Origin of the sequence: Amycolatopsis balhimycina FH 1894, from assembly GCF_000384295.1 — a bacterium.
GTDB classification, from domain to species: Bacteria; Actinomycetota; Actinomycetes; order Mycobacteriales; family Pseudonocardiaceae; genus Amycolatopsis; species Amycolatopsis balhimycina.
In genome coordinates, this window is sequence record NZ_KB913037.1 from 4,649,852 (window position 1) to 4,666,852 (window position 17,001).

15 protein-coding genes are annotated in these 17,001 nt (G+C 71.9%); 2 read left to right on the forward strand and 13 right to left on the reverse strand.

Annotation, left to right across the window (positions count from 1 at the left end; genetic code table 11):
- Positions 1-10: 10 nt before the first annotated feature.
- Positions 11-2,881 carry a type I DNA topoisomerase gene (topA, locus tag A3CE_RS0120580; RefSeq protein WP_020641998.1) on the reverse strand — a complete coding sequence of 957 codons (2,871 nt, stop codon included), beginning with the start codon at positions 2,879-2,881 and terminating at the stop codon, positions 11-13.
- A gap of 296 nt (positions 2,882-3,177) precedes the next feature.
- On the opposite strand from topA, the gene A3CE_RS0120585 reads away from it, so the two are divergent.
- Complete coding sequence (locus A3CE_RS0120585) at positions 3,178-3,984, forward strand: S1 family peptidase (RefSeq protein WP_020641999.1); 807 nt, start codon at positions 3,178-3,180, stop codon at positions 3,982-3,984.
- An 18-nt stretch (positions 3,985-4,002) separates the two neighbouring features.
- Here A3CE_RS0120585 and A3CE_RS0120590 read toward each other — a convergent pair whose 3' ends face one another.
- The 3 genes from A3CE_RS0120590 to A3CE_RS0120600 form a co-directional block, all read right to left on the reverse strand.
- Entirely contained in the window at positions 4,003-4,659 is a 657-nt protein-coding gene (locus tag A3CE_RS0120590; RefSeq protein ID WP_020642000.1) for a hypothetical protein, read from the reverse strand.
- 51 nt (positions 4,660-4,710) lie between these two features.
- The gene (locus tag A3CE_RS0120595; protein WP_020642001.1) at positions 4,711-5,301 is read right to left on the reverse strand and encodes a hypothetical protein; all 591 of its coding nucleotides are present in this window, start codon (positions 5,299-5,301) and stop codon (positions 4,711-4,713) included.
- A 165-nt stretch (positions 5,302-5,466) separates the two neighbouring features.
- Entirely contained in the window at positions 5,467-7,764 is a 2,298-nt protein-coding gene (locus A3CE_RS0120600; protein ID WP_020642002.1) for a sodium-translocating pyrophosphatase, read from the reverse strand.
- 349 nt (positions 7,765-8,113) lie between these two features.
- Between A3CE_RS0120600 and A3CE_RS0120605 the strand changes: the two genes are divergently transcribed.
- A complete protein-coding gene (locus A3CE_RS0120605; RefSeq protein ID WP_020642003.1) occupies positions 8,114-10,543 on the forward strand; it encodes a DEAD/DEAH box helicase in 2,430 nt (809 codons plus the stop codon).
- Positions 10,544-10,639: 96 nt separating this feature from the next.
- On the opposite strand, the gene A3CE_RS0120610 is transcribed toward A3CE_RS0120605, so the two are convergent.
- From A3CE_RS0120610 to ssd, 9 genes are all read right to left on the reverse strand, one after another.
- Entirely contained in the window at positions 10,640-11,257 is a 618-nt protein-coding gene (locus tag A3CE_RS0120610) for a bifunctional DNA primase/polymerase (protein ID WP_020642004.1), read from the reverse strand.
- Between the two features lie 508 nt (positions 11,258-11,765).
- Positions 11,766-12,098 (reverse strand): Rv3654c family TadE-like protein, encoded by a 333-nt coding sequence (locus tag A3CE_RS0120615; RefSeq protein ID WP_260473836.1) that lies wholly within the window; start codon positions 12,096-12,098, stop codon positions 11,766-11,768.
- Between the two features lie 76 nt (positions 12,099-12,174).
- A complete protein-coding gene (locus A3CE_RS0120620; RefSeq protein WP_245589565.1) occupies positions 12,175-12,534 on the reverse strand; it encodes a TadE family type IV pilus minor pilin in 360 nt (119 codons plus the stop codon).
- Complete coding sequence (locus A3CE_RS0120625) at positions 12,531-12,710, reverse strand: DUF4244 domain-containing protein (RefSeq protein ID WP_020642007.1); 180 nt, start codon at positions 12,708-12,710, stop codon at positions 12,531-12,533. Before A3CE_RS0120625 ends, A3CE_RS0120620 begins: the two co-directional genes overlap by 4 nt.
- A 24-nt stretch (positions 12,711-12,734) precedes the next feature.
- Positions 12,735-13,454 carry a type II secretion system F family protein gene (locus tag A3CE_RS0120630; protein ID WP_020642008.1) on the reverse strand — a complete coding sequence of 240 codons (720 nt, stop codon included), beginning with the start codon at positions 13,452-13,454 and terminating at the stop codon, positions 12,735-12,737.
- 91 nt (positions 13,455-13,545) lie between these two features.
- Positions 13,546-14,304, reverse strand: a complete 759-nt coding sequence (locus A3CE_RS0120635; protein WP_020642009.1) for a type II secretion system F family protein — start codon at positions 14,302-14,304, stop codon at positions 13,546-13,548.
- Between the two features lie 64 nt (positions 14,305-14,368).
- Positions 14,369-15,520 (reverse strand): TadA family conjugal transfer-associated ATPase, encoded by a 1,152-nt coding sequence (locus A3CE_RS0120640; protein ID WP_020642010.1) that lies wholly within the window; start codon positions 15,518-15,520, stop codon positions 14,369-14,371.
- On the reverse strand, positions 15,517-15,756 hold the full coding sequence (locus A3CE_RS0120645) for a hypothetical protein (RefSeq protein WP_020642011.1): 240 nt from the start codon (positions 15,754-15,756) through the stop codon (positions 15,517-15,519). The genes A3CE_RS0120640 and A3CE_RS0120645 overlap by 4 nt, the downstream gene beginning before the upstream one ends.
- On the reverse strand, positions 15,753-16,826 hold the full coding sequence (ssd, locus tag A3CE_RS0120650; protein WP_020642012.1) for a septum site-determining protein Ssd: 1,074 nt from the start codon (positions 16,824-16,826) through the stop codon (positions 15,753-15,755). The genes A3CE_RS0120645 and ssd overlap by 4 nt, the downstream gene beginning before the upstream one ends.
- Positions 16,827-17,001 lie beyond the last annotated feature (175 nt).

The window sequence follows — 17,001 nt, forward strand, 5'->3', positions numbered from 1 at the left end:
CGAGACGGACTTACTTCGTCTTCGTCGCGGTGGAGCGCTTGGCCGTGGTCGACTTCGCGGCGGCGGCCTTCTTGGTCGTGCCCGCCTTGACCGTCTTCGCCGTCGTCGAAGCCGGCTTGCGCGCGGGCGCCTTCCGCTTCGGCGCCGGGCCCTTGGCCCGCTTCTCCGCCAGCAGCTCGGACGCCCGTTCCACGGTCAGCGACTCGATTTCGTCGCCCTTCCGCAGCGTCGCGTTGTACTCGCCGTCGGTCACGTACGGGCCGAACCGGCCGTCCTTGACCACCATCGGCTTCTTCGACACCGGGTCCTCGCCCAGCTCCTTGAGCGGCGGCTTCGCGGTCGCGGATCGGCCACGCTGCTTCGGCTCCGAGTAGATCTTCAGCGCCTCTTCGAGAGTGATCGAGAAGAGCTGGTCTTCGGTCGAGAGCGAGCGCGAGTCCGTGCCCTTCTTCAGGTACGGCCCGTAGCGCCCGTTCTGCGCCGTGATCTCGTCGCCGGACTCCGGGTCCTTGCCGACCACGCGCGGCAGCGAAAGCAGCTTCAGCGCGTCGTCCAGGGTGATGGTCTCGATGTCCATCGACTTGAACAGCGATCCCGTACGCGGCTTCGGCGCCTTCGCCTTCGCGGCCTTCTTCTGCGCGGCCGTGGCGTCTTCGGGGATCTCGATCTCCGGCAGCACCTCGGTCACGTACGGCCCGAAGCGGCCTTCCTTCGCGACGATCTCGTGCCCGCTCACCGAGTCGACACCCAGCGAGCGCCCCTCCTGCGGAGTCGCGAACAGCTTCTCCGCGATCTCCTGGGTGAGCTCGTCCGGCGGCAGGTCCTCCGGCAGGTTCGCGCGCTGCGAGTTCCCGTCGACCTCACGCTCCAGGTACGGCCCGTAGCGGCCGACACGGACCACGACGGTGTGCCCGTTCTCGTCGCTGAACAGCGGGATCGAGTTGATCTCGCGGGCGTCGATGTCCTCGACGCTGCCCTCGACCAGCTTCTTCAGCCCGCCCAGACGGCCGATCGAGCCGTCGACGCCCATGTCGCCGCCGAAGTAGAACTTCGACAGCCACTGCGCGCGCTGCTCGTCGCCGTTGGCGATGCGGTCGAGCTCGTCCTCCATGCCGGCGGTGAAGTCGTAGTCGACCAGCCGCTCGAAGTGCCGTTCCATCAGGCCGATCACGGCGAACGCGACCCACGACGGAACGAGCGCGGAGCCCTTCTTCCAGACGTAACCGCGATCCTGGATCGTCTTGATGATCGACGCGTACGTCGACGGGCGGCCGATGCCCAGCTCTTCCAGCTTGCTGACCAGGCTCGGCTCGGAGTACCGGGCCGGCGGCGACGTGGTGTGGCCGTCCGGGCTCAGCTCGGCCGCGGTGAGGGCCTGGTCCTTCTCGAGCACCGGCAGGCGGCTCTGCTTGTCGTCGGCCTCGCCACCGGTCTCGGTGTCGACTGCCTCGACGTACGCCTTGAGGAAGCCCGCGAAGGTGATCGTGCGGCCCGAAGCGGCGAAGGTGCACTCCTCGCCCGAAGTCGCGTTGCCGACGATGCGCACGGACATCGTGGTGCCCTTGGCGTCCGCCATCTGCGACGCGATCGTGCGCTGCCAGATCATCTCGTAGAGGCGGTACTCGTCGGTGTCCAGCTCGCTCGCGACCTGGCCCGGCGTGCGGAAGACCTCGCCCGACGGCCGGATCGCCTCGTGGGCCTCCTGCGCGTTCTTGACCTTGCGCGTGTACTGGCGCGGCGTCGGCGAGACGTACTCCTTGCCGTACAGCTGCGTGGCCTGGCTGCGCGCGGCCGAGATCGCCGACTCCGACAGCGTCGTGGAGTCGGTACGCATATAGGTGATGTAGCCGTTCTCGTACAGCTTCTGCGCGATCCGCATGGTGCGCTCCGAGGTGAACCGCATCTTGCGGCCCGCCTCCTGCTGCAGCGTCGAGGTCATGAAGGGCGCGTACGGCTTCCGCGTGTACGGCTTCTCCTCGACGCTCGCGACCTTGAAGTCACGCTGCTTCAGCGCTTCGGCCAGGCGCCGGGCGTCGGCCTCGGCCAGCACGCGGATTTCGTTGTTCGAGGACTTGAGCTGCCCGTCCGAGCCGAAGTCACGGCCGGTGGCCAGGCGCGCGCCGTCGACGGCGACGAGCCGCGCCGGGAAGTTCCGCGGCGAAGCTTCTTCGCCGGCGTCCATGGTCGCGGAGATGTCCCAGTACGACGCCGAGGTGAAGCGCATCCGCTCGCGTTCGCGCTCGACCACGATCCGGGTCGCCACCGACTGCACGCGGCCCGCCGAGAGCTTCGGCATGACCTTCTTCCACAGCACCGGCGAGACCTCGTAGCCGTAGAGGCGGTCGAGGATGCGGCGGGTCTCCTGGGCGTCGACGAGGTCGGCGTCCAGCTCACGGGTCGAGTCGGCGGCCGCGCGGATGGCCTGCTCGGTGACCTCGTGGAAGACCATCCGGCGGACCGGGACCTTCGGCTTGAGGGTCTCGAGGAGGTGCCACGCGATGGCTTCGCCCTCGCGGTCGGGGTCCGTGGCGAGGTAGAGCTCGTCGACGTCCTTGAGCAGGCTCTTGAGCTCGGTGACCTTGGACTTCTTGTCCGGGGTGACCACGTAGAGGGCCTTGAAGCCGTTGTCGACGTCGACGCCGAGGCGCGCCCAGGCCTCGCCCTTGTACTGGGCGGGGACGTCGGCGGCACCCCGTGGCAGGTCGCGGATGTGCCCGACGGAGGACTCGACGACGTAACCGCTGCCCAGGTAGGGGGCGATCTTGCGGGCCTTCGTCGGCGACTCGACGATGACCAGCCGCCGGTGCCCGGCGCCGTTGTCCGCGCCGGCTCCGTTCTTATTGGTCCGTGCTCCTGCCACGCTGTCCTGCTCTCCGCTCATCTCGTCCCGCCGCCGCGGGACTGCACCACGTACCCGCCAGGGGCCGCGTCTCGACCTGCCAGTGTGCACGCACTCCCGGCCCGGACGGCGCGGAGGTGGCCCAACACGCCGCCGGTCCTGTGCCCAGCGCATCGCCGCTGACCTCGGCGATGTTTCCTCAACGTACCCGTCACGTGATTTCGGACACGTCCGGCGCAGCCTAGCGGGTGACCGTCCGGATACCCTCCGTTCGACGGTGGTGGGCCCGGGGATGTCACAGCTTCACTGGTTTCCCCGTCCAGCCGAAAGGACTTGCCATGACCCGACGCCTGCTCGGCGCCCTGTTCACCGCCGCGACCGCCACAGTATTACTGGGGGCCACTCCGGCGAACGCGGCCGCGGCGAACTTCGCCGGTACCGTGGCCCTGTCCAACTGCTCGGGGTCGGTGGTCAAGCCGGCCGCGACGCCCGACTCGGCGCCCGCGCTCGTGATGTCCAACGGGCACTGCATGGAGACCGGCTTCCCCGGGCCGGGCGAGGTGATCACCAACCGCGCCTCCACCCGGGCGTTCACGCTGCTCACGGCCAGTGGCAGCACCAAGGCCACGCTCCGCGCCAAGAAGATCGTCTACGGCACGATGACCGACACCGACGTGTCGCTCTACCAGCTCACCACCACCTACGCGCAGATCAAGGCCAGCTACGGGATCTCGCCGCTCGAGCTGTCGAACGCCCATCCGGCGGCCGGCGCGGCGATCGACGTCGTCTCCGGGTACTGGAAGCGCGTCTACTCGTGCGACATCGACGGGTTCGTCTACCGGCTGAAGGAGGGCAGCTGGACCTGGAAGGACTCGATTCGCTACACGCCGGCTTGCCAGACCATCGGCGGCACGTCTGGCTCGCCGATCATCTCCGGCGGCAAGGTCGTCGGCGTGAACAACACCGGTAACGAGGACGGCGAACGCTGCACGGAGAACAACCCGTGCGAGGTCGACCAGGCCGGCACCGTCACGGTGCACTACAAGACGAACTACGGGCAGGAGACCTACGGCATCCCGGCCTGCCTCACCGCGGCCAACGAAATCGCCCTCACCCAGGCCGGTTGCACGCTTCCCCGGCCCTGACGCGGCTCTCGCACCCGGTCAGGCCGTGCTCGTCACGGCCTCCGGGTGCGACTCCGGTTGCGGCTCCGGTGCGGCCCCTGGCCACGCCGCTTCGGCGCCCGGCGGCGGCTCCCCGATCAGTTCCAGCAGCGCCTCCAACCGGCGTTTCCCGGTGACCTTGACGGCCGGGACCTCGGCCTTCGGGCCGGTCAGCTTCGCCGCGACGCCCAACGGCGTCAGCGCTTCGACCAGCCGCTCGTGCATGCCGGGGGCGAGCGGGTCGACGCCGAGGAGGTACCCCTGGGTACCGGGACGGCCGCCGGCCAGCGCCCACATCCGCAGCATCGCGCCGCTCAGGCGGAACCCCTCCGGCACCGCCTTGCCCGAGTCGTCCTCCACCGGGCCCGCGCGGCCCTCACGCAGCCACCGCAGCGCCAGCGGGAGCAGGTCGACCCGGAACGACGTGCGCACCTGTGGGCGGCCGCAGGCGGCCTTCGACACCTGCGCGTCCGCACCGCGGCAGCGGAACTCACGCACCAGGACGTGTGCCCGCCACGGCTCCTCGACGACCACCGACAGCCGGGCGGCCGTGCGCCCGAAGCCGGTGATCTGGCCGTGGCAGCACAACAGGCCGGCCAGGTCGCCCAGGCCCGGCCCGCTGGCCTCGGCGGAGAAGAGCGAGATCGTCCGATCCACCGCGACATACTAGAACACAAGTTCGATTCGCGGCAGGTCTCGGGCCGATCTTCATCCGGCAGGCTGATCCAGCCGGCGGCAGGCCGGAGCGCGCTGCCCCGCCGCCGCCAAGGCCGGGATGTCCTTGAGGCCCTTGAAGTAGTCGAGCGCGTCGATGCGGTCGAGCGCCGCCCTGGCCTGGCCGAGGGCCTCCTTCGTCGCGGCCGCGTCGCCGCGGACCCGCTCGATGCGCTCACGGGCGTTCTCGGCCTGGGCGCGGATCTCGGCGAACTGCCTGATGACGGCCTCGCGACCGCCGTCCGCCGACGGCACCGGCGGCGCACCGAGCGCGTTCAGCCCGGCCAGGCTCCGGTCGAGCCCGCCGACGACCGACGAAAGGAGGTCGCTGGACGTCCGGGACGCTTGCTGCGGCGTGCTCGGGTCGACGGCGGGCAGCGCCGCGAGCGTGCGGACCAGGAGCGTCATCGCGTCGCAGTAGGCGTCCGCCCACGTGGCCGCCGGATCGGCCGGGGGCACCCCGGTCGTCACCGAAAGACCCCCGTCCCGCGGCGGCGCCGGCACCGCGGACGGCTGCCCGCACCCGGCGAGACCGATGGCGATCGTCGTTGTCAGGGCGGCGAAAACGGTCGACCGCTGCCGCACCCGCGTACCTCCTGCCCGACGACGTCCCGGCAGCCCCGACGGTACCGACTCGGTGCTGCTTCGCAAGTCGCCGGGCCTTTCTGGGATGACCTGACCGGACCGGGCAAGCCCCGGGCCCGGCACGCGTCGCCGCGCACCGGGCCCGGGGTCACCTGGGAGCCGGACTCAGGCCTTGATCTCCGTCGGGGTGTCGGAGAGAACCGTCCCCCGCCGCTTCGACACCACGATCGCCGCCACGATGATCGCGACCGCGACCAGCGAGATGATGATGCGGACCGCGGCGTTCTCGTCCGGGCCGATCGAGAACTGCACGACGGCCGGCGCGATCAGCACGGAGACCAGGTTCATCACCTTGATCAGCGGGTTGATCGCCGGGCCGGCGGTGTCCTTGAACGGGTCACCCACGGTGTCACCGATGATGGTGGCCTCGTGCGCGGACGAGCCCTTGCCGCCGTGGTTGCCGTCCTCGACCAGCTTCTTCGCGTTGTCCCACGCGCCACCGGAGTTGGCGAGGAAGATCGCCATCAGGGTGCCGCAGGCGATCGCGCCGGCCAGGTAGCCGGCGAGTGCGCCGGTGCCCAGGCCGAACCCGACCGCGATCGGGGCGAAGACCGCCAGCAGACCCGGCGTCGTCAGCTCACGCAGCGAGTCACGCGTGACGATGTCGACGACCTTGCCGTACTCGGGGCGGGTGGTGCCCTCCATGATGCCCGGGATGTCGCGGAACTGGCGGCGCACTTCGTAGACGACCGCGCCGGCGGCCCGGGACACCGCGTTGACCGCGAGACCGGAGAACATGAACACCACGGCCGCGCCGATGATCACGCCGACCAGCGTGTTCGGGCTGACGATCGTGTTGGTGAAGGACTTGGCCGCGTCGAGGCCGGTGGCCACGCCGTTACCCATGCCCGACAGCGTCTTCGTGATCGCGTCCGAGTAGGAGCCGAAGAGCGCGGTCGCCGCGAGGACGGCGGTCGCGATCGCGATGCCCTTGGTGATGGCCTTGGTGGTGTTGCCCACCGCGTCCAGCTCGGTCAGGATCTGCGCGGCCTTCTCGTCGACGTCACCGGACATCTCGGCGATGCCCTGCGCGTTGTCCGAAACCGGGCCGAAGGTGTCCATCGCGACGATGACGCCGACGGTGGTCAGCAGACCGGTACCGGCCAGCGCCACGGCGAACAGCGCGACGCCGCCGCCCAGCAGGTACGCGCCGAACACGGCCGCGCCGATCACCAGCGCGGTGTACACAGCGGACTCGAACCCGACCGAGATGCCGGAGAGGATGACGGTCGCGCCGCCGGTCTCCGACGTCTGCGCGACGTCCTTGACCGGCTTGTACTCGGTGCCGGTGTAGTAGCCGGTCAGCTTCAGGATGACCGCGGCGAGCACGATGCCGATGATCACCGCGACGGTCGCGATGACCGCCGGGTTGCCCGCGGTGCTCGCGAAGTCCACGCCGAAGTCGGAGAAGCTGCTCGGCAGGTAGACGAACGCCGCGATCGCCGACAGGACCGCGGAAATGACCGCGGAGATGTAGAAGGAGCGGTTGATCGTGACCAGGCCGCCCTCGCCGACGCGCGCCTTCGTGATGTAGACGCCGATCACGGCCGTGATGACACCGATGGCCGGCACGATCAGCGGGAAGATCAGGCCGTGCACGCCGAAGGCAGTGCTGCCCAGGATCAGCGCGGCGACCAGCATGACGGCGTAGGACTCGAAGAGGTCCGCGGCCATGCCGGCGCAGTCGCCGACGTTGTCACCCACGTTGTCCGCGATGGTCGCGGCGTTGCGGGGGTCGTCCTCTGGGATGCCCTGCTCGACCTTGCCGACCAGGTCCGCGCCGACGTCCGCGGCCTTGGTGAAGATGCCGCCGCCGACACGCATGAACATCGCGATCAGCGCGGCGCCGAAACCGAAGCCCTCCAGCACCTTGGGTGCCTGACCGGTGTAGACCAGTACGACGACCGCGGCACCGAAGAGGCCGAGGCCGACGGTGATCATGCCGACCACACCACCGGTGCGGAACGCCACGCGCATCGCGACCTCGCGGCCGCCTTCTTCGCGCGACGCGGCGGCCACGCGCAGGTTCGCCTGCGTGGCCAGCCACATGCCGAGGTAACCGATCGCGAACGAGAACGCCGCACCGACCAGGAAGAAGATCGAACGGCCGATCTTCTCGTTCCAGTCGTCGGCGGGAAGTGCGAAAAGCAGGAGGAACACGATCACGCCGAAAATGGCGAGGGTGTTCCGCTGCCGCTTGAGATATGCGGCCGCGCCTTCCTGCACCGCCTTGGCGATGTCCTGCATCTTGGCGGTGCCCTGGCCCGCGGCCAGCACCTCCTTGAGCAGGACGTAGCCGATGACGAGTGCGGCAAGCGCGACCACGGCGACTACACCGACAATCGTGTAGCCACCTCCGGAGAGCGTGATGGACCCGCCCTCCGCGAGGAACTGCCGTGACATTCGTCCTCCAGGAGACGTCGCCGTGCGCCAGCGTCGACGGCAAGCCGAGGGTTCGACACGGCCGGCGCTGGCATGGACCCTGTACCGAGCGACACGCTAGCCGGGCAGCAATGCACGTCTCACATGACGCTCACCACAGAGGGTGTGGATTGCGGGAGTGTATTGGTACTGCAACCAGCGTCTTCACGCCGTCCCGGTGACGGTACATTCCGTTACCCTGTGAGCCTCCTCACTTGATCGATCACTCATGCGCCGATCCGTTGCCGCCGTTGGGGATGCGAGAACTGTCGGACCCCTGTGCCAAGCTCGGCGGGTGGACGACTCACGGGGGCGGCGGCTGCTGGGGCGGGTGACCGCCGGCATCCCGTCGCGCGAGGACCCGATCACGCACGTCGCGGACCTGCCGGGGCGCGCCGCGGGCTACGCAGAGTGGCCGTCGTGGGCGGATCCGGCGGTTGTCGCTGCGCTGCGTGACTGTGGCGTCTCGGCGCCTTGGGCACACCAGGCCGAGGCGGCTTCGCACGCGTACGAGGGCCGTCACGTCGTGATCTCGACCGGTACGGCGTCGGGCAAGTCGCTGGCCTACCAGCTGCCGGTGCTGTCCCGGCTGGCCGCGGGCGAGAAGGCGAACGCGCTGTACCTGTCCCCGACGAAGGCGCTGGGGGCGGACCAGCTGCGTTCGGTGTCCTCTTTGGACGTGCCGGGGGTGCGGGCGGCGTCGTTCGACGGCGACACGCCGATGGCGGAGCGCGACTGGGTGCGCGCGCACGCGAACTGGGTGTTCACCAACCCGGACATGCTGCACCGCGGGATCCTCTCGGCGCACGGCCGGTGGGCGACGTTCTTCCGGCGGCTCAGCTGCGTGGTGGTCGACGAGTGCCACAGCTACCGCGGCGTCTTCGGCTCGCACGTCGCCCTGCTGCTCCGCCGGCTACGGCGGGTGGCCGAGCACTACGGCGCTTCGCCGGTGTTCGTGCTCGCTTCGGCGACGACGGCTTCGCCCGCTGACTTCGCTTCGCGGTTGACGGGCGTCTCGTGCGTCGCGGTGACGGAGGACGCGTCGCCTCGCGGGGCGCGCACGGTCGCGTTGTGGGAGCCGCCGCTGCTGGAGGAACTGACCGGGGAGAACGGCGCGCCGGTCCGGCGTTCGGCCGGGGCGGAGACGTCGCGAATCCTCGCCGACCTGGTTCTCGAAGGCGCGCGGTCGCTGGCCTTCATCCGGTCGCGGCGCGGCGCGGAACTGACCGCGCTGGGAGCGCGTCGCATACTGTCCGAAGTAGACCCCGCTCTGACGGAAACCGTTGCGGCGTATAGGTCTGGGTACCTACCGGAGGAGCGGCGCGCGTTGGAAGCCGCGCTGCTGTCGGGCCGGCTGCGGGGGGTCGCGACGACGAACGCCCTGGAGCTCGGTGTGGACATCGCGGGGCTGGACGCGGTGGTGCTGGCCGGCTACCCGGGCACGCTCGCTTCGTTCTGGCAGCAGGCGGGGCGGGCCGGCCGTTCGGGTGATTCGGCGCTGGTGGTGTTCGTCGCGCGGGACGACCCGCTCGACACCTACCTGGTGCACCACCCGGCGGCGCTGCTTTCGCGGCCGGTCGAGACGGCGGTGCTCGACCCCGCGAACCCGTACGTGCTGGCGCCGCAGCTCGCCTGCGCCGTGGCCGAGCTGCCGTTGACCCTCTCCGAGCTGGAGGTGTTCGGCGGTGCGGCGGCTCAGGAGGTGCTGGCCGAGCTGGCGGAGCAGAAGCTGGTGCGGCGCCGGTCGAGCGGCTGGTACTGGACTTCACGGGACCGTCCGCACGCCGAGGTCGGGATCCGCGGGACCGGCGGCGAGCAGATCGCGGTGGTCGAGGCGGACTCCGGCCGGATGCTCGGCACGGTCGACCCTGGCTCGGCCTGCTTCGCCGTGCACCCCGGCGCGGTGTACCTGCACCAGGGATCGTCGTACGTCGTCGACGAGCTGGACCTGGAGCAGGGGCTGGCGCTGGTGCACGCGGAGAACCCGGACTGGACGACGACCCCCCGCGAGATCGTCGACATCTCGGTGCTGAGCACGCAGGAAAAGCAGGACTTCGGCGGGGTGAGCGTCTGCCTCGGGGAAGTCGCCGTGACGTCACAGGTAGTCGGTTACCTGCGGCGGCGGCCGTCCGGGGAGGTGCTGGACCACACGCCGCTAGACCTGCCGGAGCAGAGCCTGCGCACGCGGGCGGTCTGGTACACGGTCTCTTCGGAGCTGCTCGGGAGTGCCCGAGCTTCGTCCGGTGGTTCCGATGGCGAGGTGGGGACCGGGGGCCATCGGGTGGGGACCGAATCTGCGGGGCCGGTGGGGACCGGGGAGGAGACCCAGGCGAGCGGTCGGGGGCCCGCTCACGAGGGTGGCAGGGCACCGGGGGGTGCCGGATTGGTTCCGGCACGGGTCCCCGGTGCCCTGCATGCCGCCGAGCACGCGGCGATCGGCCTGCTACCGCTGTTCGCTACGTGCGACCGGTGGGACATCGGCGGGGTGAGTACCGCGTGGCACGAAGACACCGGGGAGGCGACGGTGTTCGTGCATGACGGGCATCCCGGGGGTGCGGGATTTGCCGAACGCGGTTATGCCGCGATTGTCCCGTGGCTGGCCGCAACGCGGGAGGCGATCGTCTCCTGCGAGTGCCCGACGGGATGCCCGTCCTGCGTTCAGTCGCCGAAGTGCGGGAACGGCAACGAACCGCTGGACAAGGCGGGCGCAGTGGCAGTACTGGGAACCGTGCTCGGGGCTTTGCGTCAACACGGCACCTAGGACGGCCACTTTGGTGGTTCATGGAGTTGTGTCCTGCTCCGCCCCGGCCGGGCTGGGACCGGCCGGTGGCGGTGGTTGCGGGGTGGTGCGGGTGGTTCAGGCCGCGCTGGTCTGGACCAGCTGCGGGGACTGCTCACCGCGCAGCGCACGGACGAGGACGTCGTGCACCTCGGCGGCGTCCGGCAGCTGCCAGCCGCACACCTCGGGCTTGACGCGCCAGTGCACGACACCGTGCTGGAGCGGCGACGGCGGCAGCGGGATGTAGCTGTCCTTGCCGTGCCACTGGATGGAGGTGAGGGGGCCGAACTCGGCCGGAACGTGGTCGGCGACGGTGGTCAGGAAGAGCCAGCGGCCGTTCGGCAGCGCGATGATGGGCGCCGGGTGGCCGAGGGCACGCAGGAGGCGGCAGGCGCGCTTGCCGAGTTCGTCGTCGACCTCGATGGCGTCGAGGACGGTGCCGGTGGCGACGAGCAGGCTGTGCGTGCGGTCGGAGAACCAGGTGGCGACCTCGTGGGCGTGGGTGCCGATCTGCTCGCGCCAGGCGTCACTGGCCGGGACCGGACGGCGCCAGGTGAGGTCGTCGCCGTCGGCGAGCGGAGCGGGGTTGACGCCCGGGAGCACCGGCCAGCCACGCCAGGCGAGACCGATCGCCTCCGCCCGCAGTTCGATGCGGAAGGCGCCCCGCCAGCTGTCCGGCCAATTCGCGTCCAACATTGTCTTTCCTGCCTTCAAGTCCGGTTCTCCGCGACCCGCTAGACCCGGTCGTGGTGTCGCACATCTCACTTAACGGCAAGTTGCACATTGCCCGGAACCCCCGCGCGACAACCGGTGGTTACGGGGCGATGAACGCCCGGTGATCCCTACGGCCCGACCGAATCCGGCGGCGCGGATCGACGGTGAACGGCGACCACACACGGACCGTTCGTCGCGCGAAAGGCCAGGACGGACACGCCGCTTCGCGGTCGCGCGCCAGGCGAAACGCTCCGGTCCGGCCCAGGTGAGCAGCCAATTCGACCGCTCGCCGTGCACTGACGACCGCTGCCCGTGACAATCGGCCGCTCATCGCCCGCCCCGGTGGATCTGCCGGTCATCGCCGCATACCGACCGGTCGGCGTCCGCCGGGCGGTGCCGGCCGGGCCGCGGTGGTTGGCCCGGCAGACGGGCGTGACGCTCGCCTGCTTGCTGCTGCCTTGTCTTCGGCACAGGGGGCCGCCCTCAAGGGTCACGGCGGCTGGCCAGTGGGGCCGGCGCGTGCTCGCGCCGACAGTGCGGGCATGCCGCCGAGCCCGGAGGCCGGGACCTGGACTTCGACGAACGCGTCGAGGCGCTGCCATCGGCAGGCGAGGAGCGTGACTCTCATCCGGTCGGCAACCCACCTGGCACGTTCGCACGCCTGGACCGGGCCTTCCGCGGCGTGCGAGGCCGCGGCGAGCGCGCCCAGATCGGCCGCGGACTCGGCGCGGTGCCGGGCGACGACCGCGGCGCCGAGCCAGAAGCCGAGTACCGCCACCCCGCTCAGCGCGGCTACCGCCATGGCTGTCCAGATGGTGGCCACCCCGCTGTCGCGGCTGTCCTGAGGTTGACGCCTGCTTCGTTGGCTGGGCGACGGCGGCCGGGTGGGTGTGCGCCGGTCAACCTGGTGCATTGGCGGCCTCCGTGCCCGGCTCGGCGACCGCGTAGGCCGTGGCGTCCAGGTGGATCGCCGGGAGCAGGCCCCCTGTCGGGCGGGCCGTGACCTGCACCGAGATCGCGTCGCCCGTCTGCTGGACGGAGAGACTCGCCCCCGATGGCGCTATCCGGTGGACCGCGGCCGCGGCCTCGTGGGGCTGGCCCCTGGCCAGCAGGCGTGCCGCCTCGCGGGCCGCGTCGGTGCAGCGCAGCTGGCTCGTCAGCACCGTGAGGCCCGCGACCAGCAGCACCGTCACCACGGTCAGGCCGGCCAAGCCGAGCGCTGCCTCGACGGTCACCGAGCCTTCGTCTCGGCGGCTCATGACGGCACCGAGAGAGCTTTCATGAGCAGGCTCGTCAGCCATGAGACGACCGAGTCCCCGGTCAGCAGGCCGTAGAGGACAGCCGCGAAGGCCGCCACGGCGACGGTGACGATGGCGTACTCGACCGTCGTGGAACCGTCGTCCGGGCGGGGCGGCCGCCGGTGGAACGCGCGCATGGGACTTCCCTTCGGTTGCGGTGGTCAGAAGAGCGGGCCGAGCTTTCCGGCCAGGCCGAGGACGATCGGCAGGACGCCCAGGCAGAAGAAGGCGGGCAGGAAACACAGGCCGACGGGCAGGGCGAGCGCCACCCCGGCCCGTTCGGCGCGTTCCTCCGCCTCGGTGGCCAGCTCGTCGCGGACGCGTCCGGCGAGGTCGGCGGCCGCCGCGGCGAAGGCCGCGCCTGAGCGGGACGTCCGGATCGCGGCGGCCGCCAGCTCGCCGAGTCCCGGGACGGCCCGCACCGGCGCCCATGCCTCGCCGGGCCCGGAGCCGAGGGCGAGCAGCCCGGCGGTCGAGCGCAACGCCGCACCCGCTTCGCCGGGCGCGGTACCGGCCACGGCATCGAGAGCCGAGGGCACCGGCAGCCCGGCCTGCAGGCAGGCGGCGAGGAGGTCGAGCGTCCCCGCGAGCCGCAGCCTGGTGGCGACGTCCACGGCCGGTGGTCGCGGCCGGCGGGTGCGGCGGATCGCCCACCACCCGGTGGCGGTCACGATCGCGCCCAGCACCACTCCGGCCACGCCGCCGACCAGCACCGCCACCGAAACGCCGCCCAGGGTCGCCGCGACGTGAGGTACCGCGCGGGGCCACTTGCGCACGGGCTCGGGGCTGCCGGCCAGCCGGCTGAAGCGCCGCATCACGGCGACGTCGTCCGGCCAGACGAGCAGGGCTCCGGCGACGAGCAGGAGTGCGGTGGGGTTCATCGGATGCCCGCCCGTCCGGTCAGGGCACGGCACTCGGCCATCGCCGCCTGAAACCGTCCGCCGCGCGGGTAGAGCAGGAGCGCTGCCGCGGTCATCGGGCACGCACCTGTCCGGTCAGGGCACGGCACCAAGCCGTCCCTGCCCACAGCAGGACGCTTCCGACAACCAGCAGCAGCCCGCCCGGTGTGCTCTCCGTCAACACCGCCAGCGGAGCCGCGCCCATGGCTTGGCCGAGCAGGACGCACAGGGCCGGGAGGCCGGTGAGCACCGCCGCGCTCGCTCGGGGGCCGGCCAGTTTTGCGCGTGTTCGGCGGGCGAAGGCCAAGGCCGCCTCCGCGTCGCGGCGGGCCGCGTTCAGGACGTCGGCCATCGGTAAGCCGTGGCGCTTGGCCAGTGTCCAGGCCGCCGCCAGTTCCGGTAGTGCCCGTGCGGGCGGCTCCGTGTCGAGCCGGGCTGCCGTTGCCCATGCCCGGAGGTCGCCCGCCAGCTGTGGGACCACTTCCGCCGCCGCTTCCGCGGCCGTCACCGGGTGGGCTCCGGACCTCAGTTCGGCCACCATCGTCCGCAACGCCGTCGCGGTGTGCGCCGCCGTCGCGAGGTCGGCGGCCGCGCGGTGGTGGGCTCGCCGCTCCTGGTGCCACGCCAGCGTCAGCACAGCCGCGGCGATTGCGCCTCCGGCTCCCGCCGGCAGTCCGGCGGCTGCCGCCGGGAGCAGCCAGCGGACCACGCGCCACACCTCGGGAATCCGGACTGTCGTGCGTTGCTCGACCGCCGCTTGGAGGCGGTTCGGTGGCGCCGGCCAGCACGCCAGAGCCGCGCCCACGCACAGCGGGACCCATGCGGTGATCATCGACACCTCCTCCGCACGCGCGGGAACACGTTCACCAGCAAGGAAAAACGCACCAAGAGGAGGCTCAGCACGCGATCGCCCCCGACGTCGCGAACAGGTGGCGATCGACCGTCCACCGGCCGCCGCGCCACACCGGCACGACCCGCGCCCGGCCGTGTTCGGCGCGGAGTACGCCGACTTCGGCGAGCCGTCGCCGTCCGCCGGGTTCGCGACGCATGTGCAGCACCACGCGGATCGCGGCGACGAGCTGGCTGTGCACCGCGTCGCGGCCGAGGCCGCCGAGTGCCGCCAATGCCTCGATGCGGGCGGGCACCTCGGCCGGGGAATTGGCGTGGACGGTGCACGCGCCGCCGTCGTGGCCGGTGTTCAACGCGGTGAGCAGCGCGCCGACCTCGGCGCCGCGGACCTCGCCGACCACCAGCCGGTCGGGTCGCATGCGCAGCGCCTGGCGCACCAGCTCGGGCAGGCCGACCGCGCCCGCACCCTCCACATTGGCCGGACGGGTGACGAGGCCGACGAACTGCGGGTGCGCGGGCTGCAGCTCGCCGGCGTCCTCGACGCAGACGATCCGCTCGCCCGGGTCGACCGCGCCGAGCAACGCGGCCAGGAGCGTCGTCTTTCCCGCGCCCGTGCCTCCGGTGACGAGAAACGCCATCCGTCGCGAAACGACGTTCCGCAGCAGCTTCGCGCCATCCGTGTCGAACGCGCCGAGTTCGCCGAGCGTGGCGAGGTCGTGCGTCGCCGGGCGCAGGACGCGAAGGCTCAAACAGGTGCCGCCGGCCGCGATCGGCGGCAGGACGGCGTGCACGCGGATCCGGCCGTGCGGGCCGGCGGCGGGCAGCCAGCCGTCCACGTACGGCTGGGCGTCGTCGAGACGACGGCCCGCCGCGAGGGCGAGGCGCTGGGCCAAGCGACGGACGGACTCTTCGCCGGTGAAGCGGACACCGGTTCGGGTGAGGCCCGCGGGGCCGTCCGTCCAGACCTCGTCCGGGCCGGTGACGAGCACGTCGGTGGTCGCGGGGTCGTCGAGGAGCGGGGCCAGCGGGCCGGCGCCGACGAATTCGTCGCGGGCTTGGCGAGCCGCGTCGAGGGCCGCGTCATGGCCCAGGGCACCGCCCGCTTCGGCGCGGACGGCGGTCGCGACGGCGACCGGATCGGCCCGCCGTCGGTCGCCGGCCAGGCGGTGGCGGACGCGGTCCACGAAATCGGTGGTCATGGGTTCATCCGCCTTGCTCGGAGCGTGGGCCGGGGTGCGTGCGGCCGGTGGCCGGCCGTGACGCGGGTGCCGCGCGACGGGCGCGAGCGCGGCTGCGGCACCGGGGCCGTCAGCAACGCCAGGAAGTTCTCCGCGCTCATCGGGCCGCGGCTCGCCAGGGTCAAGACCGTGGACAGCAGGAGCTCGCCCACTCTGATCGGGCCGCCCGGCGGGCGGAGATCGGCGGCCGCGGTCATCGGGACGCCGCCCGGGCTTCGCGGCGGGCCGACGCCAGCACTTCCGCCGCCGCCGAGGCCAGCGGGCCCGCCGGTTTGGCCGGGAACTCGCCGCGCTCCACGTCGGCGGACAGGCCGCGCTCCGGGAGCATCGAGGCCAGCAGGGGCGGCCCGAGGAGGCCGGCCGTCCGGATGGCCGAGACGCCGTTCTTGGACCGTCCACAAGAGACCACGCCGGTGCGGGCCGTCAGTTCGGCGAGCCCGCGCAAGACCTGCTTCGCCGCCATGCACGCGCGCAGCTCCACCGGCACGATCAGCACCACCAGGTCGGCTCGCGCCACCGCTTCCGCCGCCGCGTCGCCGAGTGTCCGGGGGAGGTCGCACACCACCGTGCGGCCCGAGTGACGGCCCGCGGAGAGAACCGCCGACAGCGACTCGACCGCCGGGCCCTCGCCATCGCGGCCGCACGCCAGCACCGGCAGGCTGCCGCCGCGATGTCTTCGTTGCGGGAGAGCCGCCGCCAGCGACGACATCGACACCCGGCCGTCCAGCCGCAGGTCCGGCCAGCGCGGTCCGGCCGTCTTTTCCAAGCCCAGCAGCACATCCAGGCCGCCGCCGAGCGGATCGCAGTCCACCAGCAGGGCACCGCCCGGATCGCGGTCGGCCACCAGCGCCAGCGTCGCGGCGAAGACGGACGCGCCCGCGCCACCCCGGCCGCCGACCACGCCGAGCACCAACCCGGCTTGCTCCGCCGGTGTCTCGACGATGTCGGCGAACGCGCCGGCGAGCTCGGTCTCCTCGTCGGGCAACGAGATCACGCGCTCTACGCCGCTGCGGAACGCGTGCTCCCACGTCCGCGGGCCCGGGCTGCCCTTGCAGACCAGGAGGATCCCGCCGCGCCGGGGCAAGGTGGGTGGCAGCCGCGCGGTTTCTTCGTCGAGGACCACCAGTGGCGCGCGGGCCCAGTGCCCGCGCGCCGCGGTCAGGTCCGGTGCGCGGTCGAGCTCGCAGCCCGCGACCGCGGCCACGCGCAGTATCTCGTCGAGCACGGTTTCGTCCGCGGCGACCACCAGCGGTCGTTCCCCCGTCATGGCGTTCCTCCCCCGTCGTCGGTGCGGGCCGTGGGTGGCCCGGCTTCCACCGTCGCGGGCGGGGGCACGGCGGCACAACGGGCCGGACGGCCGGCTGTGGACAACCGGGGTGTTGTGGACAACTGCCGCCCAGGGACCGGCTCGCGGACCGGTTTTGTCGGTGGGCTGTGGCAGG